The sequence below is a fragment of the Pseudomonas sp. 86_A genome (assembly GCF_017491705.1).
Taxonomy (GTDB): Bacteria; Pseudomonadota; Gammaproteobacteria; order Pseudomonadales; family Pseudomonadaceae; genus Aquipseudomonas; species Aquipseudomonas koreensis.
Genome location: NZ_JAFGYS010000009.1, coordinates 219,395 through 237,873 on the forward strand (window position 1 = coordinate 219,395; position 18,479 = coordinate 237,873).

Sequence of the window (18,479 nt, forward strand, 5' to 3'; positions counted from 1 at the left end):
CTAAACCGACGACTCAGGTGTTTCAGGAACACCGCGCACTCAGGTTTAACGACTGCTGCGCAGCCCAGCGGGAGCAAGCGCCCTCGCCACAGAAATAAGACGCTTTGCTGACCGGGAGCCTCGCAACGTCGCCCGGCGGACGGTACTCTGTCGAGGTTTTTTCCTATCCAGTCGTGAACCGCCAACATGCCGAAAATCCCCGTCCTGATCCAGCGCATTCTCGAGTTGATGAAGCGCTACCCCGGGGTCATTGCGCTCGGCGGTTTCATCTCCGGGGTCGGCAGTTTCATTCTGGTCGATCGGCAGCAGGGGCTGGCGAGCTGGATCACCATCATCATGCTGCTCAGCTGGATCTGGCTGATGCTGGAGAACACCCTCACCGGGCTGTTCACCCGCATCTTCAAACGCGAAATCCCGCAGCCGCTGTTGCGTTACGCGACGCAGATGATCCACCAGGAAAGCCTGTTTTTCGTCCTGCCGTTCTTCTTCATCACCACGACGTGGAACAGCGGCCAGCTGATCTTCACCGGCCTGCTGTGCATCGCCGCGTTGATCTCGATTGTCGATCCGCTCTACTACAAATGGCTGGCGCCACGGCGCTGGGCGTTTCTCGCGTTGCACACCCTGACCCTGTTTGCCGCCCTGCTCACCGCGCTGCCGGTGATCATGCACCTGACCACCGCGCAGAGTTTCAAATGGGCGCTGGGCACGGCGGTGGTGTTGTCGTTCCCGAGCCTGGCGTCGATCTTTCCGATCCGCACTGTGCGCAACGCACTGGCAATCCTGTGCATCACGTTCGGCATCGGCGCGGTAGGCTGGACCTTGCGCTCGTGGGTGCCGCCGGCGACGTTGTGGATGACCGACGTGGCGATCAGCACCCAGTTGCAGGACCGTACGCCCGGCGCGAGCCTGGACGAAGTCAGTGCCGAGCAGATCCGCAACGGCGGCCTCTACGCCTACACCGCAATCAACGCCCCGCGCGGGCTGGATGAGCGGATCTACCACGTATGGCAGTTCAACGGTCAGGAAGTCGACCGCATCGCCCTCGATATCCATGGCGGGCGCAAGGAAGGCTATCGCGCCTGGACGCACAAGCAGAACTTCCCCGGCAACCCGGTGGGCAAGTGGCAGGTGCGGGTGCTGACTGAAGACGGTCAGGTGATTGGTGTGCTGCGTTTCGAAGTGACGGACAGCACAGCGATCAAAGAAAAGTAATCCGGTTCGTGCTATTACGTATGCCAGCGTTTTAGCCAAACAAGCACGGAGCTTATGACCAGCAGCTCGATGATCGGTAATGCCCGACTGGACACGTCGCTCAGCCCTGCCCGCCTGCGGGTGTCCGGGGACTGGACGCTTGTCCATTACGCCGACCTCAAGCACCTGACCGAACAGCTTCGCGGCCAGTACGACGCCAATACCGTGGTTGACCTCAACAGCCTCGGCGCCCTCGACACTGCGGGCGTTTCGCTGCTGGTGGAGTTGCTCGGTTCCGAGCGTCTGGGCCAATCCGCCGAACACCCCGACTGCACGATTTCCCCGGCTGACCGCGCGTTGCTGCAAACCGTGTATCGCTCGCTGAGCGATTTCTGCGTGCCGATCAAGGAGCCGGAAGTCAGCGTCAGCGTGCAATTGCTGACGCGCATCGGGCGCGCGGTGGAAACGGTCTGGCAGGACACCCTGCAAGTACTGGGTTTCATCGGCCTGATCCTCGAAACCATCGCCCGCAATCTGTTCCGTCCCAAGCGCTGGCGCATCACCCCCGTCGTTGCACACATCGAACAGACCGGCCTCGACGCCGCGCCGATCGTGGCGCTGCTGACCTTTCTGGTGGGCGCGGTGGTGGCGTTTCTCGGTGCGACGGTGCTGGCCAGTTTCGGCGCGACGATCTTTACCGTGGACCTGGTGGGCTTCTCCTTCCTGCGCGAGTTCGGCGTGTTGCTCACCGCGATCCTGATGGCCGGGCGCACCGCCAGTGCGTTCACCGCGCAGATCGGCTCGATGAAGGCCAACGAGGAAATCGACGCGATCCGAACGCTGGGCCTCGACCCGATGGAGTTGCTGGTGGTGCCGCGGGTGCTGGCGATGCTGGTGGCGCTGCCGATGCTGACGTTTCTGGCGATGCTCTGCGGCATCATTGGCGGTGGCGTGGTGTGTGCGGTGTCATTGGGGATTTCGCCGGCGATGTTCCTCTCGCTGCTGCAAAGCGACATCGGCATTCAGCATTTTCTGGTCGGCCTGGTGAAAGCGCCGATCTTTGCCTTTCTGATCGCGACGATTGGTTGCCTGGAAGGCTTCAAGGTCAGCGGCAGCGCCGAATCGGTCGGCGCGCACACCACGTCCGCCGTGGTGCAGTCGATTTTTGTGGTGATCGTGCTCGACGCGCTGGCTGCGCTGTTCTTCATGGAGATGGGCTGGTGAGTCGTCTACCCCGCGCGCCCTCGGAGGCGGTGATCGAAGTCCGTGGTCTGTGCAACCGTTTTGGCAGCCAGAGCGTGCACGAGAACCTCGACCTGGATCTGTACAAAGGCGAAATCCTTGCCGTGGTCGGCGGCTCCGGCAGCGGCAAATCGGTGCTGCTGCGCAGTATTGTCGGCCTGCGCCGGCCCAGCGAAGGCAGCGTGAAAGTCTTCGGCCAGAACCTGCCGAGCCTGTCCGAACACGAGCGCTCGCTGGTCGAGCGGCGCTTCGGCGTGTTGTTCCAGAAGGGCGCGCTGTTCTCCTCGCTGACGGTGACCGAGAACGTCGCCCTGCCCCTGATCGAACACGCCGGCCTGAGCCGCAACGACGCCGAGCACCTGGCGGCGGTGAAGCTGGCGCTGGCCGGGCTGCCGCTGTCGGCGGCGGACAAATACCCGGCCTCGTTGTCCGGCGGCATGATCAAGCGCGCCGCGCTGGCCCGGGCGCTGGCGCTGGACCCGGACATCCTGTTTCTCGACGAACCCACCGCCGGCCTCGATCCGATTGGCGCGGCGGCGTTCGATCAACTGATCCTGACCCTGCGCGATGCGCTGGGCCTGAGCGTGTTTCTGGTGACCCACGACCTCGACACGCTCTACACCATCACCGACCGTGTGGCGGTGCTGGCGCAGAAGAAAGTGCTGGTCGCCGGCCCGATCGATGTGGTCTCGGAAACCGCTGACGCGTGGATTCACGAATACTTCCACGGCCCGCGCGGCCGCTCGGCGCTGGACGCCGCCAAATTGCTCAACGAGGTCTGACATGGAAACCCGAGCCCATCATGTGTTGATCGGCCTGTTCTCGGTGATAGTGGTGGCAGGCGCCCTGCTCTTCGGCCTGTGGCTGGCCAAGTCCAGCGTCGACTCCGAGTTCAAGGATTACGAAGTGGTCTTCAACGAGGCGGTCAGCGGCCTGTCCAAGGGCAGCCCGGTGCAGTACAGCGGGATCAAGGTCGGCGACGTGGTCAGCCTGCGGCTCGACCCCAAAGACCCGCGCCGGGTGCTGGCGCGGATTCGCCTCGGCGGTGACACGCCGGTCAAGGAAGACACCCAGGCCAAGCTGGCCTTGGCCGGGATCACCGGGACCTCGATCATCCAGCTCAGCGGCGGCACCCCGCAGAGCCCGAAACTGCGCGGGCATGACGGCGATTTGCCGACCATCGTCGCCGCGCCCTCGCCCATTTCCCGGCTGCTTAATGACAGCAACGACTTGATGACCGGCATCACCGCCCTGCTGAACAATGCCAACCAGATGTTCTCCCCGCAGAACGTCGAGCGTGTCAGCAACACCCTGGCGCATCTGGAGCAGACCACCGGCTCGATCAACGATCAACGCGGCGACCTGCGCCAGGCCATGCAGCAACTGGCGAGCGTCGGCAAACAGGCCGGCAGCATGCTCGAACAGACCTCGCTGCTGATGCGCAACGCCAACGGCCTGCTCAACGATCAGGGCAAGCAGGCGCTGGGCAGTGCCGAGCAGGCGATGAAGTCGCTGGAACAGAGCAGCGCGACCATCAACGGCCTGCTGCTCAAGAACCAGAACGCCCTCGACAACGGTATGCAGGGCCTCAATGGCCTGGCCCCGGCGATTCGCGAGCTGCGTGAAACCCTGACTTCGCTGCGCGCCATTTCCCAACGCCTGGAGGCCAACCCCAGCGGTTACCTGCTGGGCAGTGACAAGAACAAGGAGTTCACGCCATGAAGCTGACTCGTCTCGCCCTCTTCGCTGCCGGCCTTACGCTGCTCAGTGCGTGCTCGATCCTGCCCAAGGCCGAGCCATCGGACGTTTATCGCCTGCCCGCCGCGCAGGCGCCCGCCTCGGCCAGTCCGGCGGCCATCCAGCACTGGTCGCTGCGGTTGAACAAACTGCAGGCCAGCGAAGCGCTGAACCGGCCGAACATCGCAGTGATTCCACAGGGTGACGTGATCAGCAGCTACAAGGCTTCGCGCTGGAGCGATCCGGCGCCGGTGCTGGTACGCAATCGGCTGCTCGATGGCTTTGCGCGTGATGGCCGGGTGACTTTGCTCAGCACCGATGACAGCAACTTTGCTGCGGATCTGGAGTTGGGCGGCAGTCTGCAGGCGTTTCAGACCGAGTATCAGGGCAACCAGGCCAGCGTCGTGGTGCGGGTCGATGCGTTGCTGGTGCGCGGTTATGACCAGAAGATTCTCGCCAGCCGGCGCTTTGAAGAGCGTCAGCCGCTGAGCGATGTGCAGGTGCCGGCGGTGGTGGCGGGGTTTGGGCAGGCCAGTGATCGGCTGACCGCGAAAGTCGTGGCGTGGGCGGTCGATCAAGGCCAGAAACTCGCCCCTCCAAAACCCTGACTTTACAGGGATGCCTTTGTGGCGAGGGAGCTTGCTCCCGCCGGGGCGCGTAGCGGCCCTCGCGGTTAATTCAAAAGCTGGGGCCTGCTGCGCAGTCCAGCGGGAGCAAGCTCCCTCGCCACAGAGAATCTGTCTAGCCCAAGAAGTCTGGGATCAGCCGAAGAACCAGTAGCAGACGCCAATCGCGCCCAGCACACCGGCCAGTTCCGCCAGCAGCGCACAGCCCACCGCATGCCGCGCGCGTTGAATCCCCACCGCGCCGAAATACACCGCCAGCACATAGAACGTGGTCTCGGTGCTGCCCTGTATCGTCGCCGCCACCAGTGACGGGAAGCTGTCGACGCCCGAGGTTTTCATGGTCTCGATCAGCATCGCCCGCGCCGCGCTGCCGGAAAACGGTTTGACCATCGCCGTCGGCAACGCGTCGACAAACCGCGTGTCCCACCCGGCCCACTCGATCAGGTGGCGAATCCCGTCCAGGCCGAAGTCCAGCGCCCCGGACGCCCGCAGCACGCCAATCGCGCAAAGCATCGCCACCAGATACGGCAGCAGGTTCTTGGCGACGTCGAAGCCCTCTTTCGCGCCCTCGACGAAGGCCTCGTAGACCTTGACCTTGCGCAGCGCGCCGATCACCAAGAACAGCATGATCAGGCCGAACAGCGTGAGGTTGCCAAGGATCGATGACAGCCCGGCCAGCGCCGTGGCCGACATCGTCGCCAGCAGCGCCATGAAGCCGCCGAGGAGCAGCGCTCCGGGAATCAGGTAGGCCAGCACCACCGGGTCCCAGATGCGCAGGCGCTGCATGAACGCCACCGAGAGGAAGCCGACGATGGTCGAGCAACTGGTTGCCAGCAGGATCGGCAGGAACACCAGCGTCGGGTCCGGTGCGCCTTGCTGGGCGCGGTACATGAAGATCGTCACCGGCAACAGGGTCAGGGACGACGCGTTGAGCACCAGGAACAGGATCTGCGCGTTGCTGGCGACGGTGGCACTGGGATTGAGCTCTTGCAGCGCTTTCATGGCCTTGAGGCCGATCGGCGTCGCGGCGTTGTCCAGCCCCAGGCCGTTGGCGGCGAAGTTCAGGGTGATCAGGCCCAGCGCCGGGTGACCGGGCGGGACTTCCGGCATCAGGCGCAGGAACAGCGGTCCGAGGACCTTGGCCAGCCATTCGACGATCCCGGCTTTCTCGGCGATGCGCAGGAAGCCCAGCCACAGGGTCAGGGTGCCGAACAGCAGCACCATCACCTCGACTGACAGTTTGGCCATGGCAAAAATGCTTTCCACCATCGCCGCAAAAATCCCGGCGTTGCCGCCGACCAGCCACTGCACCAGCGCCGATATTGCTGCCACGACGAAGAAGCCAAGCCACAGGCCATTAAGCATCAGTCAAATCCCCCGGAAGATGCGGCGAATGATAGCGGGGTCGCCAGAAACGACAAACCCCGGATTTCTCCGGGGTTTGTCTGGTAAGGCGTGCCTCAATCAACTGTAGGAGCTGCCGAAGGCTGCGATCTTTTCATTTTTTTAAAAGCAAGATCAAAAGATCGCAGCCTGCGGCAGCTCCTACAGGTTGTGTGTCAGTTCTTGGAAATTTCGCCAGCCGGCAGTTTTTCCTTGCTGCGCCAGTGCGGCAGGGAGTTCCAGTAGCGCTGGCCCTTGGCGTCGTCGTACATGCCTTCCCAACGCGCAATAACCAGCACCGCCAGGGCGTTGCCGATTACGTTCAGAGCGGTACGCGCCATGTCCATGATGCGGTCGACACCGGCGATGAACGCCAGGCCTTCCAGCGGGATACCGACGCTGCCCAGGGTGGCCAGCAGCACCACGAAGGACACGCCCGGTACGCCGGCGATGCCTTTGGAGGTGACCATCAGGGTCAGGACCAGCAGCAGTTGCTGGCTGATCGACAGGTCGATGCCGTACAGCTGGGCAATGAAGATCGCCGCGATGGACTGGTACAGGGTCGAACCGTCGAGGTTGAACGAGTAACCGGTCGGCACCACGAAGCTGCAGATGGCTTTCGGTGCGCCGTAGGCTTCCATCTTCTCGATCACCCGTGGCAGCACGGTTTCCGAGGAGGCGGTGGAGTAGGCCAGCACCAGCTCATCCTTGAAGATGCGCATCAGCTTGAGCACCGAGAAGCCGAACAGCTTGGCGATCAGGCCCAGCACCACGAAGGCGAAGAAGGCGATGGCGACGTAAACCAGGATCACCAGCTTGGCCAGCGGCAGCAGCGAAGCGAAGCCGAAGTTGGCGACGGTCACCGCGATCAGGGCGAACACGCCGATCGGGGCGTAGTTCATGATCATGTGGGTGACTTTGAACATGCTTTCCGAGACGCCCTGGAACATCTTCACCAGCGGCTCGCGCAGGTCCGACTGCAGGCTCGACAGACCGAGGCCGAACAGCACGGAGAAGAAGATGATCGGCAGCATCTCGCCGCGGGCCATGGCCGCGAAGATGTTCGACGGGATCAGGTTAAGGATGGTCTCGATGAACGCGTGTTCATGCTGCACTTCGGCGGCGGTCGCCTGGTACTTGGAGATGTCCACCGTGCCCAGCGTGCTCATGTCGATGCCGGTGCCCGGATGGAACAGGTTGGCCAGCAGCAGGCCGACAACAATGGCGATAGTGGTGACGATTTCGAAATAGATGATCGTCTTCAGGCCGATACGCCCGAGTTTCTTGGCGTCGCCCACGCCGGCAATGCCGACAATCAGGGAGGAGATGACGATCGGGATCACGATCATCTTGATCAGACGGATAAAGATATCGCCTGCCGGTTGCAGGACGTTACTGATCCACCAGGCCTTCTCGGCACTGAAATGGTTGAGCAACGCACCAATTGCAATCCCTAGAACCAGACCGATGAGGATCTGCCAGGCGAGGCTGAGTTTTGCCTTCTTCATTATCTTTACCCTTACTTGCGTTTGACTCAGGCACATGCAGCAACTGGAACGCTCTTTAGCGGAAAAGTCTGTGCATCTGCCTCCGTATAAGGTGCCCCGAAGCGCGTGTTTACGGCTCTTCGGCAGGCGAAAAAAGGCGCAACTATTCCGATGCAAGGTTGCGCCGTCTAATGCCGTAAACGCCTACCCTATGCCGAATCGGCATGAGCTTTTTTAAATGAAACTGGCGTCCCAACCGGTTCGATTGCGACATTTCAGCCGGCATAAGTGCCGTGAACCGGCCATTTCAGCTTAGGTTGGTTATTTTTTGAGCGAGTGAATTCGGCGAAAAATTTAAGAAAAAGCCTTCATTTGCAGACTAGAAGTCTCACTGTTTAAAAGGACTCTTTGTCGATATACGGTCGCCAGGAAACACGGCGAAATGTTTTCGCGCGCAGTCTGAGCCATAAAAAGATGAGCAGGACGCTCTAGATCAAAGTTTTGCATCATGAAAAGCTCAGCGCAAGTCCGTCGAACCGCCGAGGGCCGGCGAACCTGCGTCGCAGCTTTTACCCTGACCCGGCCCTTGCGCAGGCACTCCCTGTACCCGTAGGTCACTCCGACCCTGAAACAGTCAGAACGTCCCGGCCCCTTGGTCATGCGACCACCTTCCTCGGGCGGGCGCAATGGAAGGCAGCAGGGCTGCTGCCTTCATGTTCAAATCAGTACCACTTTGGATCTTTCTTGAGGGTTTCCATCAAAAGATCCTGCATGCCCTGATCGGGTTTGCCGAGGAAGCGGTAGGTCGCATGTCGCGTCGGCGACTTGTCGGCCGGCAGTCCTTCGGGCACATCGACGAGCATGGCGTAAGCATCTTTCTTGTCGAAGCTGAATGCGACGATCAAGCGGTGGTTGAGGCACTTGTCTGCGGATTCGCAGAGCGGCCCGACCAGATACTTGTCACCGTCTTCCGTCACGGCATTCATCTGCTGTTCTGGCGTGCCGGACAGGTTCATCACCCATTCCGGCAGACGTTCTTCATGCTTCACAACGCCTTGCCAGGTTTCCCTGTATTGCGGGTCGGAGCCGAGCAGCTCGTTGACCCGCGTCTGGCCATCATTGGCCGCCATCGCCATGGCACTACCGCCCAGAAGCAGGGCGGCTGCCAGTGTCTTTAAAGCGATCATCGTTAACCTCGGCCGCGACGGCCAAAGAAGAAGGAAGCGATGAACATCACCAGGAACACGACAAAGAGAATCTTGGCGATACCCGTGGCGGTGCCCGCGATACCACCGAAGCCCAGTACGGCGGCGATGATGGCAATGATCAAGAATGTAATTGCCCAGCTCAACATGGTGATTCTCCTTACTTCTCTATTTAGGGATGTTGCGTGTCCTGGCGCGTTGCGCCCGAATTCTTTAGTGCGTCAGAAAACCCAGCGCTCTTCACGTGGAAGTTGATCCAGCGGTTGCGGCTGATCGACATCCATCATGCGCATCGAGGCGCTCTCGGCCTGGCTGCTGCTGACGGCGCTGAAATGTGTCTGCGTGTTGTGTTGAATCGAGATCAGCGGCTCAGGTTTCTGGCTGTTCTCCCAGCTCAGGTATTGCTGGCAAGCGATCAGGGTGATCAACAGTGCAAGTACGCCAAACAGACCCTGCTGGATATGCAGTGGCGAGATACGCAATTTGGCGGCACGTTGGCGAGTCATCCTGGGTTTCCTCACTCTTGTTTGGTTGGGGCAGTGGAATCTGCCCGGGCTGAATGAGTTATTGCAGGCTGCATGCCAGTTTTTTAAATGAAAAATAATCAATAAAATCAATGGCTTATAAGCGATGAGATTTCAGCCATGGACGCATCCTGCACGATGGGTCATCTGCGGTCGTGCGAAATGCATGATTATTTCGTAGGAGATTTCATTCTTATTGAATTGAGAGCAGGTCTCGGATGTCAGAAAAGTACGCAGGCAACCGCCTGCAATCCGGTGATTGTTTAAATGTTCAACAAATTCAATGGATTGGCCGTCATGTCAGGAGAGGGCTACCCTGCTATGGCTGGCATCGTTCAGAATCGACCATGCAACTTGCCCGATTTTTCCGGGACTAACCAAGATCAATCACTTATGGAGCGTAGGAAAAATGGAATCTGCCACTGAGCATCAAGGCCGCATTCTGCTGGTGGACGACGAGTCTGCCATCCTGCGAACCTTCCGTTATTGCCTCGAAGACGAAGGTTATACAGTGGCCACCGCCAACAGCGCGGCGCAGGCCGAGGCATTGCTGCAACGCCAGGTGTTCGACCTGTGCTTCCTTGATTTACGTCTGGGCGAAGACAACGGTCTTGATGTGCTGGCGCAGATGCGTGTTCAGGCGCCATGGATGCGCGTGGTGATTGTCACCGCGCACTCGGCGGTCGATACCGCCGTGGACGCGATCCAGGCAGGCGCCGCCGACTATCTGGTCAAGCCGTGCAGCCCCGATCAGTTGCGCCTGGCGACCGCCAAGCAACTGGAAGTGCGTCAGCTCTCGGCGCGCCTGGAAGCCCTCGAAGGCGAGATCCGCAAGCCCAAGGATGGCCTCGATTCTCACAGCCCGGCGATGAAAGTCGTGCTGGAAACCGCGCGTCAGGTCGCCGGTACCGACGCCAACATTCTGATCCTTGGCGAGTCCGGCACCGGTAAAGGCGAACTGGCGCGAGCCATTCACGGCTGGAGCAAGCGCGAGAAGAAATCCTGCGTGACCATCAACTGCCCGTCGTTGACCGCCGAACTGATGGAAAGCGAACTGTTCGGCCACAGTCGCGGCGCGTTTACCGGGGCCAGCGAAAGCACTTTGGGTCGGGTCAATCAGGCGGACGGTGGCACGTTGTTTCTCGATGAGATCGGCGATTTTCCCCTGACGTTGCAACCCAAGTTGCTGCGGTTTATTCAAGACAAGGAATATGAGCGGGTAGGGGACCCAGTCACCCGCCGCGCCGATGTGCGTATTCTGGCCGCGACCAACCTCAACCTTGAAGACATGGTGCGCGACGGTCGCTTCCGTGAGGACCTGTTGTATCGCCTGAACGTGATCACTCTGCATCTGCCGCCGCTGCGCGAGCGCGCCGAAGACATCCTGACCCTGGCCGACCGTTTCCTCGCGCGCTTCGTCAAAGAATACGCCCGTCCGGCCCGTGGCTTCAGCGACGAGGCGCGCGAAGCGCTGCTCGGCTACCGCTGGCCGGGCAATATTCGTGAGCTGCGCAACGTGGTCGAGCGGGCGAGCATCATCTGTCCGCAGGAACGCGTGGAAATCAGCCACCTCGGCATGGCCGAACAACCGGCCAACAACGCACCCCGGGTCGGCGCGGCGCTGAGTCTGGATGAACTGGAAAAAGCCCACATCGGTGCGGTGCTGGCAACGGCCGGTACCCTGGATCAGGCGGCCAAGACCTTGGGCATCGACGCGTCGACTCTGTATCGCAAGCGCAAGCAGTACAACCTGTGAGCGCCCGACGATGAAACTGGCGATGAAGTTGCGCACTCGCTTGTTCCTGAGTATTTCTGCGCTGATCACGGTTGCTTTGCTCGGGCTGCTGCTCGGGCTGGTCAGCGTGATGCAGATGGCCGGTACTCAGGAGGCGACAATCCGCAGCAACTTCGTGACCCTGGACCTGGGGCTCAAATTGCGCCAGACCCTCGGCGACCAACTGGTGCTGATGCTGGCCGAGAAGCCCGATCCCGTCGCGTTCGAAGCGTCAAAGCAGCATTACCTGCAATTGCTTGATGAAGGTATTGCCAAGGAGGAAGAGGGCGATGGTCGGCAGTACGGGTTTACACAGGCCAAAGCCGATTATCTGAGTTTTCTGCAGGCATTCGAGCTGTCGCGTGATCCGGGCAACGTGCTCAATGGCAACAGCGATCTCAGAGAGCACTTCAACACCCTGCGCAACGGATTGATCGCCGAGCACAAGCACGCGCTGGACAACATCAACGCGGTCCAGCATGACGCCAGAGAGCGGGCGCTGCTGGTTTCGGGCCTCCTCGGTCTGGTGGGACTGGCGGTGTTGATCATCGGTTTTGTCACGGCGCATGCGATTGCCCGGCGTTTTGGCGCGCCGATCGAGGCACTGGCGCAAGCGGCGGACAACATCGGTCAGGGCAATTTCGAAGTGACCCTGCCGATTTCCTCAGCGGCCGAGATGAACCAGTTGACCAAGCGCTTCGGGCTGATGGCCGAAGCGCTGCGCGAACATCAGGCGACCAATGTCGACGAACTGTTGGCCGGTCAACAGCGTTTGCAGGCGGTACTCGACAGCATTGACGACGGCTTGTTGATGATCGACCGCGAAGGGCATCTGGAACACCTCAATCCGGTGGCCCAGCGGCAACTCGGCTGGGACAGCGATCGGCTGGGCCAAGGACTGGGCGCAGCGCTGCAGCGCCCGGAGCTCGATGCACAGCTGCACCTGGTACTGCGCGGCGGCACGCTGGAGCGCGCGCCGGAAGATTTGAGCATCGAAGTCGATGGCGAATCCCGTTTGCTGACGTACAGCCTGACCCCGGTCAGCCACACGCAAGGGCATATCCTCGGCGCGGTGATGGTGTTGCACGACGTCACCGAGCAGCGCGCTTTCGAGCGGGTGCGCAGTGAGTTTGTGCTGCGCGCTTCCCATGAACTGCGCACGCCGGTGACCGGCATGCACATGGCGTTCGGCCTGTTTCGCGAGCGGGCCAAGTTTCCCCCGGAATCACGCGAGGCAGACCTGCTCGACACGGTCAACGAAGAGATGCAGCGCCTGATGCAACTGATCAACGACCTGCTCAACTTCTCGCGTTACCAGAACGGTTTGCAGAAACTCACGCTGGCGCCGTGTTCCATCGAAGACTTGCTGGAGCAAGCGCAATTGCGTTTCGCCGATTCGGCCGCGAGCAAGGGCATTGCCCTCAACGTCGAAGTGCAGGGGCCGCTGCCACGCTTGCAGGCCGATCAGGCGCAACTCGACCGGGTACTGGACAACCTCATCGACAACGCCCTGCGCCATACCGCTCGCGACGGGCAGATCCGCCTGCAGGCGCGCCGGCACGGTGAGCGGGTGATCATCAGCGTGGAAGATAACGGCGAGGGCATTGCCTACGGTCAGCAGGGGCGGATCTTCGAACCGTTCGTGCAGGTCGGGCGCAAGAAGGGTGGTGCCGGGCTCGGTCTGGCGCTGTGCAAGGAAATCGTCCAGTTGCACGGCGGGCGGATGGGGGTTTATTCGCGGCCGGGGCAGGGCACGCAGTTCTACATGGCGCTGGCGGTTTAGGCTTCGTCGTCCAGTCGGCGTCCGGCGAGGCGCCGGCCACGGGTGATCAGCTCAATGAACTGCACAGCACTCAGGGCCTGGGCGAACAACCAGCCTTGGCCGAATTTCACCCCTTCGCTGCTGAGAAACACGGCTTGCGCTTCATGCTCGATGCCCTCGGCGATCACTTTCAACTCCAGTGCCTGTGCCATGTGAATGATGTGCGGGGCAACGCCGCTGCTGGCGGCGTCATGCCCAAGCGCGTCGATAAACGCCTTGTCGATCTTCAGGCAGTCCACCGGCAGCGTTTGCAGGTAGGCGAGGCTGCAATAGCCGGTGCCGAAGTCATCGATCAACACTTGATGGCCGACATCGCGCAAGGCTTGCAGGTTCTCCCGTGCCACCACGACATCGATCAGCCCGCGTTCGGTGACCTCGAAGGCAATCTGCCGTGCCGCGACCCGGTGCAGGGTCAACAGCCTGGCCATGACCTGGCCGATGCGCGGCACCATCACGTCGCACGCGGCGAGGTTGACCGAGATGTACAGCTGCGGATTGGCGCGCAGCACCGGCCCCAGTTGTTCCAGCAGCCGTTGCAGGACGAAATCGGTCATCTGCCGAATCTGCCCGGTGTTTTCCGCCAAAGGAATGAACAGGTCGGGACTGGTCAACGTGCCATCCGGACGGCGCCAGCGCAGCAGGGCTTCGGCACCCACGCAGTTGCGGCTGTCGAGGTCGAAGATCGGTTGATACAGCACCTGCAGCTCCCCGCGACGGATCGCGCCCTGCAGCTCGGCGTCCAGCGACTGACGCTGGCGCACCAGCAAAAATACGCAGAACCCGATAAACGCCCCCAGCAGCAGGCAGACCGGCAGCATCCACCACCAGACCGACGGAATGTGCATACCGCTACGCGGCGTGATCAGCACCAACTGGTATTCCGGGTTGTTCGTCGGCATCCGGTAGATCAGTTGGGACTGGGTCACCTGCAGGGCTTCGCGGCTCTTTGGTGGCCAGGCCTCGGCCGGTGGCCACGCCTGAGCCGTGCCGAGTACCGGAATCGCCCGTTTGCCGTGATCCAGCACCACCAGCAAGCTGCTGTCCGGCGGCAGATCGACCATGTCCGTCAAATGCCCGCGAGAAGTCGCGACGCGAAAATTACCGCGCCCGAGCATCAGCGCGGCACGGTTTTCATCAGGTTCGGTGGTGGTGTTGAGCCAGTAGCTGTAGGTCGGCCCTTTGATGTCCGGTGCGCGAGCAACTGACAGTCCTTCCTGCCGAGGCCGGTTGGAGCAGATCCGTGAGCCGTCCATGTAGGCCGCTTCGTAGACGAAGCGATAGTTGAAGGTCACCTGTTGCAGGGTGGCGATCATTTCGTCATCGCAACTGCGCAAAGGCTGTGCCTCGAGATCATCGAGGCTTTCGCGCAACTGCCCGAACAATTGCTCAAGACGTGCCAGGAAGCGTTCGCCCTGAGCGTTCATTTCCTGGCTCTCGTTCTGTTCGATCTGATGCACGGCGAAGAACATTCCACCGGTGATCAGCAGCGCAGCACTGAGGACAGCCGCGATCATCGCCAAAAACCAGGGGCGATAAAACCAGCTACGCAGCGTCTCTCGGGTAGCAACCATCATGGAATATCCGAAGAGTTACCAATGAGTTATAGCTGCTGATTGCGGTTTCGCCCTGACCGTCGGGCGGGCGTCATTATTTTGTCTGGTTGAGTACCAGCAACAACGCGGCCGTTTGCGCGTCCGGCGTGCCGTCAAAGCGTGAAGGCCGGTAATGCATCTGGAACGCGGCCAGGACGTGGCGGGTTGCGACATCCAGCTCGCCGGTTTGCGGGGTGTCGTAACCGACACGCGCCAGTTGTTCCTGGAACCAACTGATGCTTGGCAACTCGGTGTTGAACTGCGCCTGCTGACGCGCCACCGCTTGTTCATTGGGCCATATGCCCAAGCCTTCGGCGGCCAGGCGCTTCCACGGAAACAACGGGCCCGGATCCAGTTTGCGCAACGGCGCAATGTCACTGTGGCCGATGATATGGCGCGGGCTGATGCCTTGGCGCTGGCTGATGTCCTTGAGCAACACGATCAGCGATTGAATCTGCGCTTCGCTGTACGGGTACCACAGGCGCCCGTTCGGGGTGTCCTTAAAGCCCGGGTTGACGATTTCGATGCCGATCGAGCTGGAGTTGAGCCAGGTACGGCCCTGCCATTGGCTCTCCCCGGCGTGCCAGGCGCGCTGGTTTTCATCCATGAGCTTGTAGATGGTGCCGCTCTTGTCGTCGCCGATCAGGTAGTGGCTGCTGACTTCGCCATGGGTCAGCAGTTGCAGCGAACGCGCGAGTGACGCGGAGGTGTAATGCACGATCACGAACTGCACGCGGCTGTCGTGGTTGGCGGAAGGATGGCTGGTGTCGTAACGCGGGCCGCTGGCACAACCGGCCAGGACGAGCAGTGACGCGAGGAGGGTAAAAAATTTCATGGCAGGAGGCAGTACACGCAAGACAGTAATGCAACAGTGTAACGTACTGCCTTGCGTATCGACGGTCGACGGGCTGATTTAAACAAAATGGAACAATTGTTCAGCCCAGTTCGATCCGGTTGCGTCCACCGTTTTTAGCGCGGTACAGCGCCTGATCGGCTCTTTTAAGCACCAGATCGCTGTGTTCTCCCGGCCGGAACGATGCGAGTCCCATGGAAAGGGTGATCGTCACTCGCTCGCCCTTGAAGTGGAACGGGCAGGCTTCGATTGCGGCGCGCAGGGTCTCCAGCAGTTTGGCGCCCACGGCGGGTGTGGTCGCCGGCATCAGCAGAACAAATTCCTCACCACCAAAACGGGCAATGAAATCTGCACCGCGCAGGCGTTTGCGCAGCACGGTGGCGATGATCTTCAGCACCTTGTCGCCGGCCAGATGACCGTAGTTGTCATTGATTCGCTTGAAGTGATCGAGGTCGAGCATCGCCAGGCTCAGGGTGTTGCCGTGCTGCTGCCACTGCTTGATCTCGTGTTCGAGCCGTTCGCTCCATGCGGCGCGGTTGGGCAGGCCGGTGAGCGGGTCGATCAAGGCTTTCTGGCGTTGTTCTTCCAAGTGCTCACGGAAGCCCAGGGCTTCCTGCTCCATGTGCGCCACGCGTTCGGCCAGGCCCTTGAGGCGTGCCGCGACTTCCTGCTCGCGGGCATCGCGTTGTTTCTGGTGCTGGTCCATGGTACCGAGCAGGCCTTCGAGGTGGTTCTCCAGCACTTGCTTGAGGTCGTCCAGGTCGGCCGCTTCCTGCATGCTGGTCTGCAAGCCGTCGACCTGTTCACGGATCTGCGTGTCCATCGCCCGCGCCGCCGAGCTGTTGTCGGCGTGGCCGTCGCTGGCGGCCTGCAAGTTGCTCTGGAACGCTTCGAGACGTTCGTTGAGTTGTTGCAGATAGGCTTCGAATTCGTGCTGGCCGCTGTCGGTGATCGCCAGCATCAACGTGGCAAGATCGTCGAGAATCGGTAGTAGTTCGTACCAGTTCAGCCCGTTTTTCAAACGGTCGCGCATTGCCTCGGCCTGCGGTCGATGGCGCTCGGGCAGGGTCAGGTCGTCGAGCAGCCCGATCAGCGTGTCTTCGATGTGCTTGGCCACCGAGCTGTACGACGGCTCCGGCGAATCGGGCAGGGCGTAGAGAATGTCTTGTTCCGATTGCTCCGGATCGATGGCGGCCAATGCCTGGGCGATGGGTTCGGGCAGGGGCAGGCTGTCGAGGATCAGCGGCGTGGTGCTTGGGATGTCCCCGGGATGGATCAGTTCGTCGGGGTTGAACGTCGCTGCTGCCATCGAAGCGGCTGGCGGTGCGATTGGCGCGGCCGACGGTTCGGATTGCGGCTCGGGTACCGGCTGCGTGGGGGCGGCAGCTGTTTCAGCGCCTGCGTCGACCGCGATGACCGGCGGCACGAACGAAACCACGGGTGATTCGGCCGGCGCTTGCTCTTGATCAAAAATGACCTCAGGGGGCGCGATGACGGGCGGCGCTGGAGTCGGCTCGGCGGGAGCTGCCTGCACAGGCTGCGGCGCTGGCTCTGCGCTGGGTGTAGGTTGCGTTGGCGTTGGCGCTTGAGGTTGCTCCGCTACCGGCGCCGGCGCAGGTGTTGCCGGCGTCTCTTCACTGTCGCGATTGCCAAACAGACGCTGCAGAAAACCCGGGCGGTCCGGTCCGGCGGGCGTTTCCAGCTGGCTCAAGGCCTTGCCTTGCAAGCCGCTGAGCTCACTCAGCAGCAACGGCATTTCCCGCGCCTGGCCGACCCGGCTGTCGAGTTGCTTGGCGAACTTCTTCAGCGGTTGCGCGACTTCACGCGGCAGCGGCAAGGCTTGCAGCTGGGTGACCAGCGCGGTCAACGCCGTGCTGACCTGATCGATGCGGGTCTCGCGGCGCTGCTCGGAGTCGAGTACGGCTTTCTCTAGACGCGGCAGCAGGGCGGCGAGGCCGGCGTCCATATCGTCGGTGCGCACCACGTCGCGCATCTCTTTCATGCACTGATCAACGACTTTGTCGGTGCCTTCGGCCGCCAGGGTGCTGCGCACCAAGCCGCGACGCAGCAAGTCGAGCCTGGCGGCCCAGCGACGTTCGAGCTTGTCCTGTTGTTCGATGCTTTTGAGGTATTTCTCTTTCCAGCGCTGGGCGTCGTCGCTCATTCAGGGGTTCCGCGAGGGGCAGGACTCAACGCGGGCAATGCATCGGCCGTGAGCGAACCCGGCAGACGAATCTCTACCGCGACCGGCAGGTGATCGGAAATGGGTTGAGCCAGCACTTCGACCTTTTCCAGGGTCAGGGTCGGGCTGAGCAAAATATGATCCAGGCAACGCTGCGGCCGCCAGCTGGGAAACGTGGCTTCCATCTGCGGGGCCAGCAGGCCGAGATCGCGTAACGGTGACTGTTGTAGCAGATCACTGGCATGGGTGTTCATGTCACCCATCAATATCTGGTGCTTGTAGCCACTGATCAGGTCACGAATGTAGGCCAGTTGCAGGCTGCGCACTCGCGCGCCAAGCGCCAGGTGCATCATTACCACCACCAGCGCTTCCGGGCCTTCGCCGAAGCGCAGCAGGATCGCGCCGCGACCTTTCGGGCCGGGCAGCGGATGGTCTTCGATCGCCCACGGCTTCAGGCGACTGAGCACGCCATTGCTGTGCTGGGCCAGTCGGCCGAGGTTGCGATTGAGTTGTTGGTACCAGTAGGGAAAGGCGCCGAGGTGCGCCAGGTGTTCGACCTGATTGACGTAGCCTGAACGCAGGCTGCCGCCATCGGCTTCCTGCAGGGCGACCAGATCGAAGTCGCCCAGCAGGTCGCCAATCTTCTGCAGGTTGCTTGAGCGCCCGGTGTGCGGCAGCAGGTGCTGCCAGCTGCGGGTCAGGTAATGCCGATAGCGCTCGGTGCTGATGCCGACCTGGATATTGAAACTGAGCAAGCGCAGACGATGGTCTGCGGGCAGGCCCGTGGACTCCAGATGATGCTCGTTGACCTGCGGATCATGCAGGCCAACGATGCGTTCGGTTCCCCAGCGGCGCATG

General features: G+C 61.5%; 16 protein-coding genes. 7 read left to right on the forward strand and 9 right to left on the reverse strand.

The window, feature by feature from the left end:
- Positions 1 to 186 precede the first annotated feature (186 nt).
- From J5M57_RS15775 to J5M57_RS15795, 5 genes are read left to right on the forward strand one after another with little or no spacing between them, the layout of a single operon-like run.
- Positions 187 to 1,215 (forward strand): DUF5924 family protein, encoded by a 1,029-nt coding sequence (locus tag J5M57_RS15775; protein WP_207848691.1) that lies wholly within the window; start codon positions 187 to 189, stop codon positions 1,213 to 1,215.
- A 54-nt stretch (positions 1,216 to 1,269) separates the two neighbouring features.
- Positions 1,270 to 2,418, forward strand: coding sequence for an ABC transporter permease (locus J5M57_RS15780; RefSeq protein WP_207848692.1), 1,149 nt, complete (start codon positions 1,270 to 1,272; stop codon positions 2,416 to 2,418).
- On the forward strand, positions 2,415 to 3,218 hold the full coding sequence (locus tag J5M57_RS15785; RefSeq protein WP_064585236.1) for an ABC transporter ATP-binding protein: 804 nt from the start codon (positions 2,415 to 2,417) through the stop codon (positions 3,216 to 3,218). The genes J5M57_RS15780 and J5M57_RS15785 overlap by 4 nt, the downstream gene beginning before the upstream one ends.
- 1 nt (position 3,219) lies before the next feature.
- Positions 3,220 to 4,158, forward strand: a complete 939-nt coding sequence (locus tag J5M57_RS15790; protein WP_169842816.1) for an MlaD family protein — start codon at positions 3,220 to 3,222, stop codon at positions 4,156 to 4,158.
- A complete protein-coding gene (locus J5M57_RS15795; protein ID WP_064585238.1) occupies positions 4,155 to 4,781 on the forward strand; it encodes an ABC-type transport auxiliary lipoprotein family protein in 627 nt (208 codons plus the stop codon). The genes J5M57_RS15790 and J5M57_RS15795 overlap by 4 nt, the downstream gene beginning before the upstream one ends.
- A 153-nt stretch (positions 4,782 to 4,934) precedes the next feature.
- Here J5M57_RS15795 and J5M57_RS15800 read toward each other — a convergent pair whose 3' ends face one another.
- The 5 genes from J5M57_RS15800 to J5M57_RS15820 all read right to left on the reverse strand — a co-directional run bounded on the left by J5M57_RS15800 (position 4,935) and on the right by J5M57_RS15820 (position 9,380).
- Positions 4,935 to 6,164 (reverse strand): spore maturation protein, encoded by a 1,230-nt coding sequence (locus tag J5M57_RS15800; protein WP_064585239.1) that lies wholly within the window; start codon positions 6,162 to 6,164, stop codon positions 4,935 to 4,937.
- 194 nt (positions 6,165 to 6,358) lie between these two features.
- A complete protein-coding gene (gene gltP, locus J5M57_RS15805; RefSeq protein ID WP_064585240.1) occupies positions 6,359 to 7,690 on the reverse strand; it encodes a glutamate/aspartate:proton symporter GltP in 1,332 nt (443 codons plus the stop codon).
- Positions 7,691 to 8,391: 701 nt separating this feature from the next.
- On the reverse strand, positions 8,392 to 8,856 hold the full coding sequence (locus tag J5M57_RS15810; protein ID WP_064585241.1) for an inhibitor of vertebrate lysozyme family protein: 465 nt from the start codon (positions 8,854 to 8,856) through the stop codon (positions 8,392 to 8,394).
- A 2-nt stretch (positions 8,857 to 8,858) separates the two neighbouring features.
- Complete coding sequence (locus J5M57_RS15815; RefSeq protein ID WP_003177151.1) at positions 8,859 to 9,023, reverse strand: DUF1328 domain-containing protein; 165 nt, start codon at positions 9,021 to 9,023, stop codon at positions 8,859 to 8,861.
- A gap of 72 nt (positions 9,024 to 9,095) precedes the next feature.
- Complete coding sequence (locus tag J5M57_RS15820) at positions 9,096 to 9,380, reverse strand: hypothetical protein (protein ID WP_064585242.1); 285 nt, start codon at positions 9,378 to 9,380, stop codon at positions 9,096 to 9,098.
- Between the two features lie 427 nt (positions 9,381 to 9,807).
- Between J5M57_RS15820 and algB the strand changes: the two genes are divergently transcribed.
- Entirely contained in the window at positions 9,808 to 11,154 is a 1,347-nt protein-coding gene (gene algB / locus J5M57_RS15825; RefSeq protein ID WP_003220286.1) for a sigma-54-dependent response regulator transcription factor AlgB, read from the forward strand.
- Positions 11,155 to 11,164: 10 nt separating this feature from the next.
- Entirely contained in the window at positions 11,165 to 12,955 is a 1,791-nt protein-coding gene (locus tag J5M57_RS15830) for a KinB sensor domain-containing domain (RefSeq protein WP_064585243.1), read from the forward strand.
- Here the strand turns inward: J5M57_RS15830 and J5M57_RS15835 are convergent.
- The 4 genes from J5M57_RS15835 to J5M57_RS15850 all read right to left on the reverse strand — a co-directional run bounded on the left by J5M57_RS15835 (position 12,952) and on the right by J5M57_RS15850 (position 18,478).
- Entirely contained in the window at positions 12,952 to 14,565 is a 1,614-nt protein-coding gene (locus J5M57_RS15835) for an EAL domain-containing protein (protein ID WP_169842812.1), read from the reverse strand. The genes J5M57_RS15830 and J5M57_RS15835 overlap by 4 nt on opposite strands.
- 76 nt (positions 14,566 to 14,641) lie before the next feature.
- The gene (locus tag J5M57_RS15840; protein ID WP_207848693.1) at positions 14,642 to 15,421 is read right to left on the reverse strand and encodes an N-acetylmuramoyl-L-alanine amidase; all 780 of its coding nucleotides are present in this window, start codon (positions 15,419 to 15,421) and stop codon (positions 14,642 to 14,644) included.
- Between the two features lie 100 nt (positions 15,422 to 15,521).
- The gene (locus tag J5M57_RS15845; RefSeq protein ID WP_207848694.1) at positions 15,522 to 17,603 is read right to left on the reverse strand and encodes a GGDEF domain-containing protein; all 2,082 of its coding nucleotides are present in this window, start codon (positions 17,601 to 17,603) and stop codon (positions 15,522 to 15,524) included.
- On the reverse strand, positions 17,600 to 18,478 hold the full coding sequence (locus tag J5M57_RS15850; RefSeq protein WP_064585247.1) for an endonuclease/exonuclease/phosphatase family protein: 879 nt from the start codon (positions 18,476 to 18,478) through the stop codon (positions 17,600 to 17,602). Before J5M57_RS15850 ends, J5M57_RS15845 begins: the two co-directional genes overlap by 4 nt.
- Position 18,479 lies beyond the last annotated feature (1 nt).

Bases quoted from the DNA above. Each gene is read 5' to 3' on its own strand.
- J5M57_RS15775 (WP_207848691.1), top strand. From the start codon at position 187: ATGCCGAAAATCCCCGTCCTGATCCAGCGCATTCTCGAGTTGATGAAG.
- J5M57_RS15780 (WP_207848692.1), top strand. From the start codon at position 1,270: ATGACCAGCAGCTCGATGATCGGTAATGCCCGACTGGACACGTCGCTC.
- J5M57_RS15790 (WP_169842816.1), top strand. From the start codon at position 3,220: ATGGAAACCCGAGCCCATCATGTGTTGATCGGCCTGTTCTCGGTGATA.
- J5M57_RS15795 (WP_064585238.1), top strand. From the start codon at position 4,155: ATGAAGCTGACTCGTCTCGCCCTCTTCGCTGCCGGCCTTACGCTGCTC.
- J5M57_RS15800 (WP_064585239.1), bottom strand. From the start codon at position 6,164: ATGCTTAATGGCCTGTGGCTTGGCTTCTTCGTCGTGGCAGCAATATCG.
- gltP (WP_064585240.1), bottom strand. From the start codon at position 7,690: ATGAAGAAGGCAAAACTCAGCCTCGCCTGGCAGATCCTCATCGGTCTG.
- J5M57_RS15810 (WP_064585241.1), bottom strand. From the start codon at position 8,856: ATGATCGCTTTAAAGACACTGGCAGCCGCCCTGCTTCTGGGCGGTAGT.
- J5M57_RS15815 (WP_003177151.1), bottom strand. From the start codon at position 9,023: ATGTTGAGCTGGGCAATTACATTCTTGATCATTGCCATCATCGCCGCC.
- J5M57_RS15820 (WP_064585242.1), bottom strand. From the start codon at position 9,380: ATGACTCGCCAACGTGCCGCCAAATTGCGTATCTCGCCACTGCATATC.
- algB (WP_003220286.1), top strand. From the start codon at position 9,808: ATGGAATCTGCCACTGAGCATCAAGGCCGCATTCTGCTGGTGGACGAC.
- J5M57_RS15830 (WP_064585243.1), top strand. From the start codon at position 11,165: ATGAAACTGGCGATGAAGTTGCGCACTCGCTTGTTCCTGAGTATTTCT.
- J5M57_RS15835 (WP_169842812.1), bottom strand. From the start codon at position 14,565: ATGGTTGCTACCCGAGAGACGCTGCGTAGCTGGTTTTATCGCCCCTGG.
- J5M57_RS15840 (WP_207848693.1), bottom strand. From the start codon at position 15,421: ATGAAATTTTTTACCCTCCTCGCGTCACTGCTCGTCCTGGCCGGTTGT.
- J5M57_RS15845 (WP_207848694.1), bottom strand. From the start codon at position 17,603: ATGAGCGACGACGCCCAGCGCTGGAAAGAGAAATACCTCAAAAGCATC.
- J5M57_RS15850 (WP_064585247.1), bottom strand. From the start codon at position 18,478: ATGCGCCGCTGGGGAACCGAACGCATCGTTGGCCTGCATGATCCGCAG.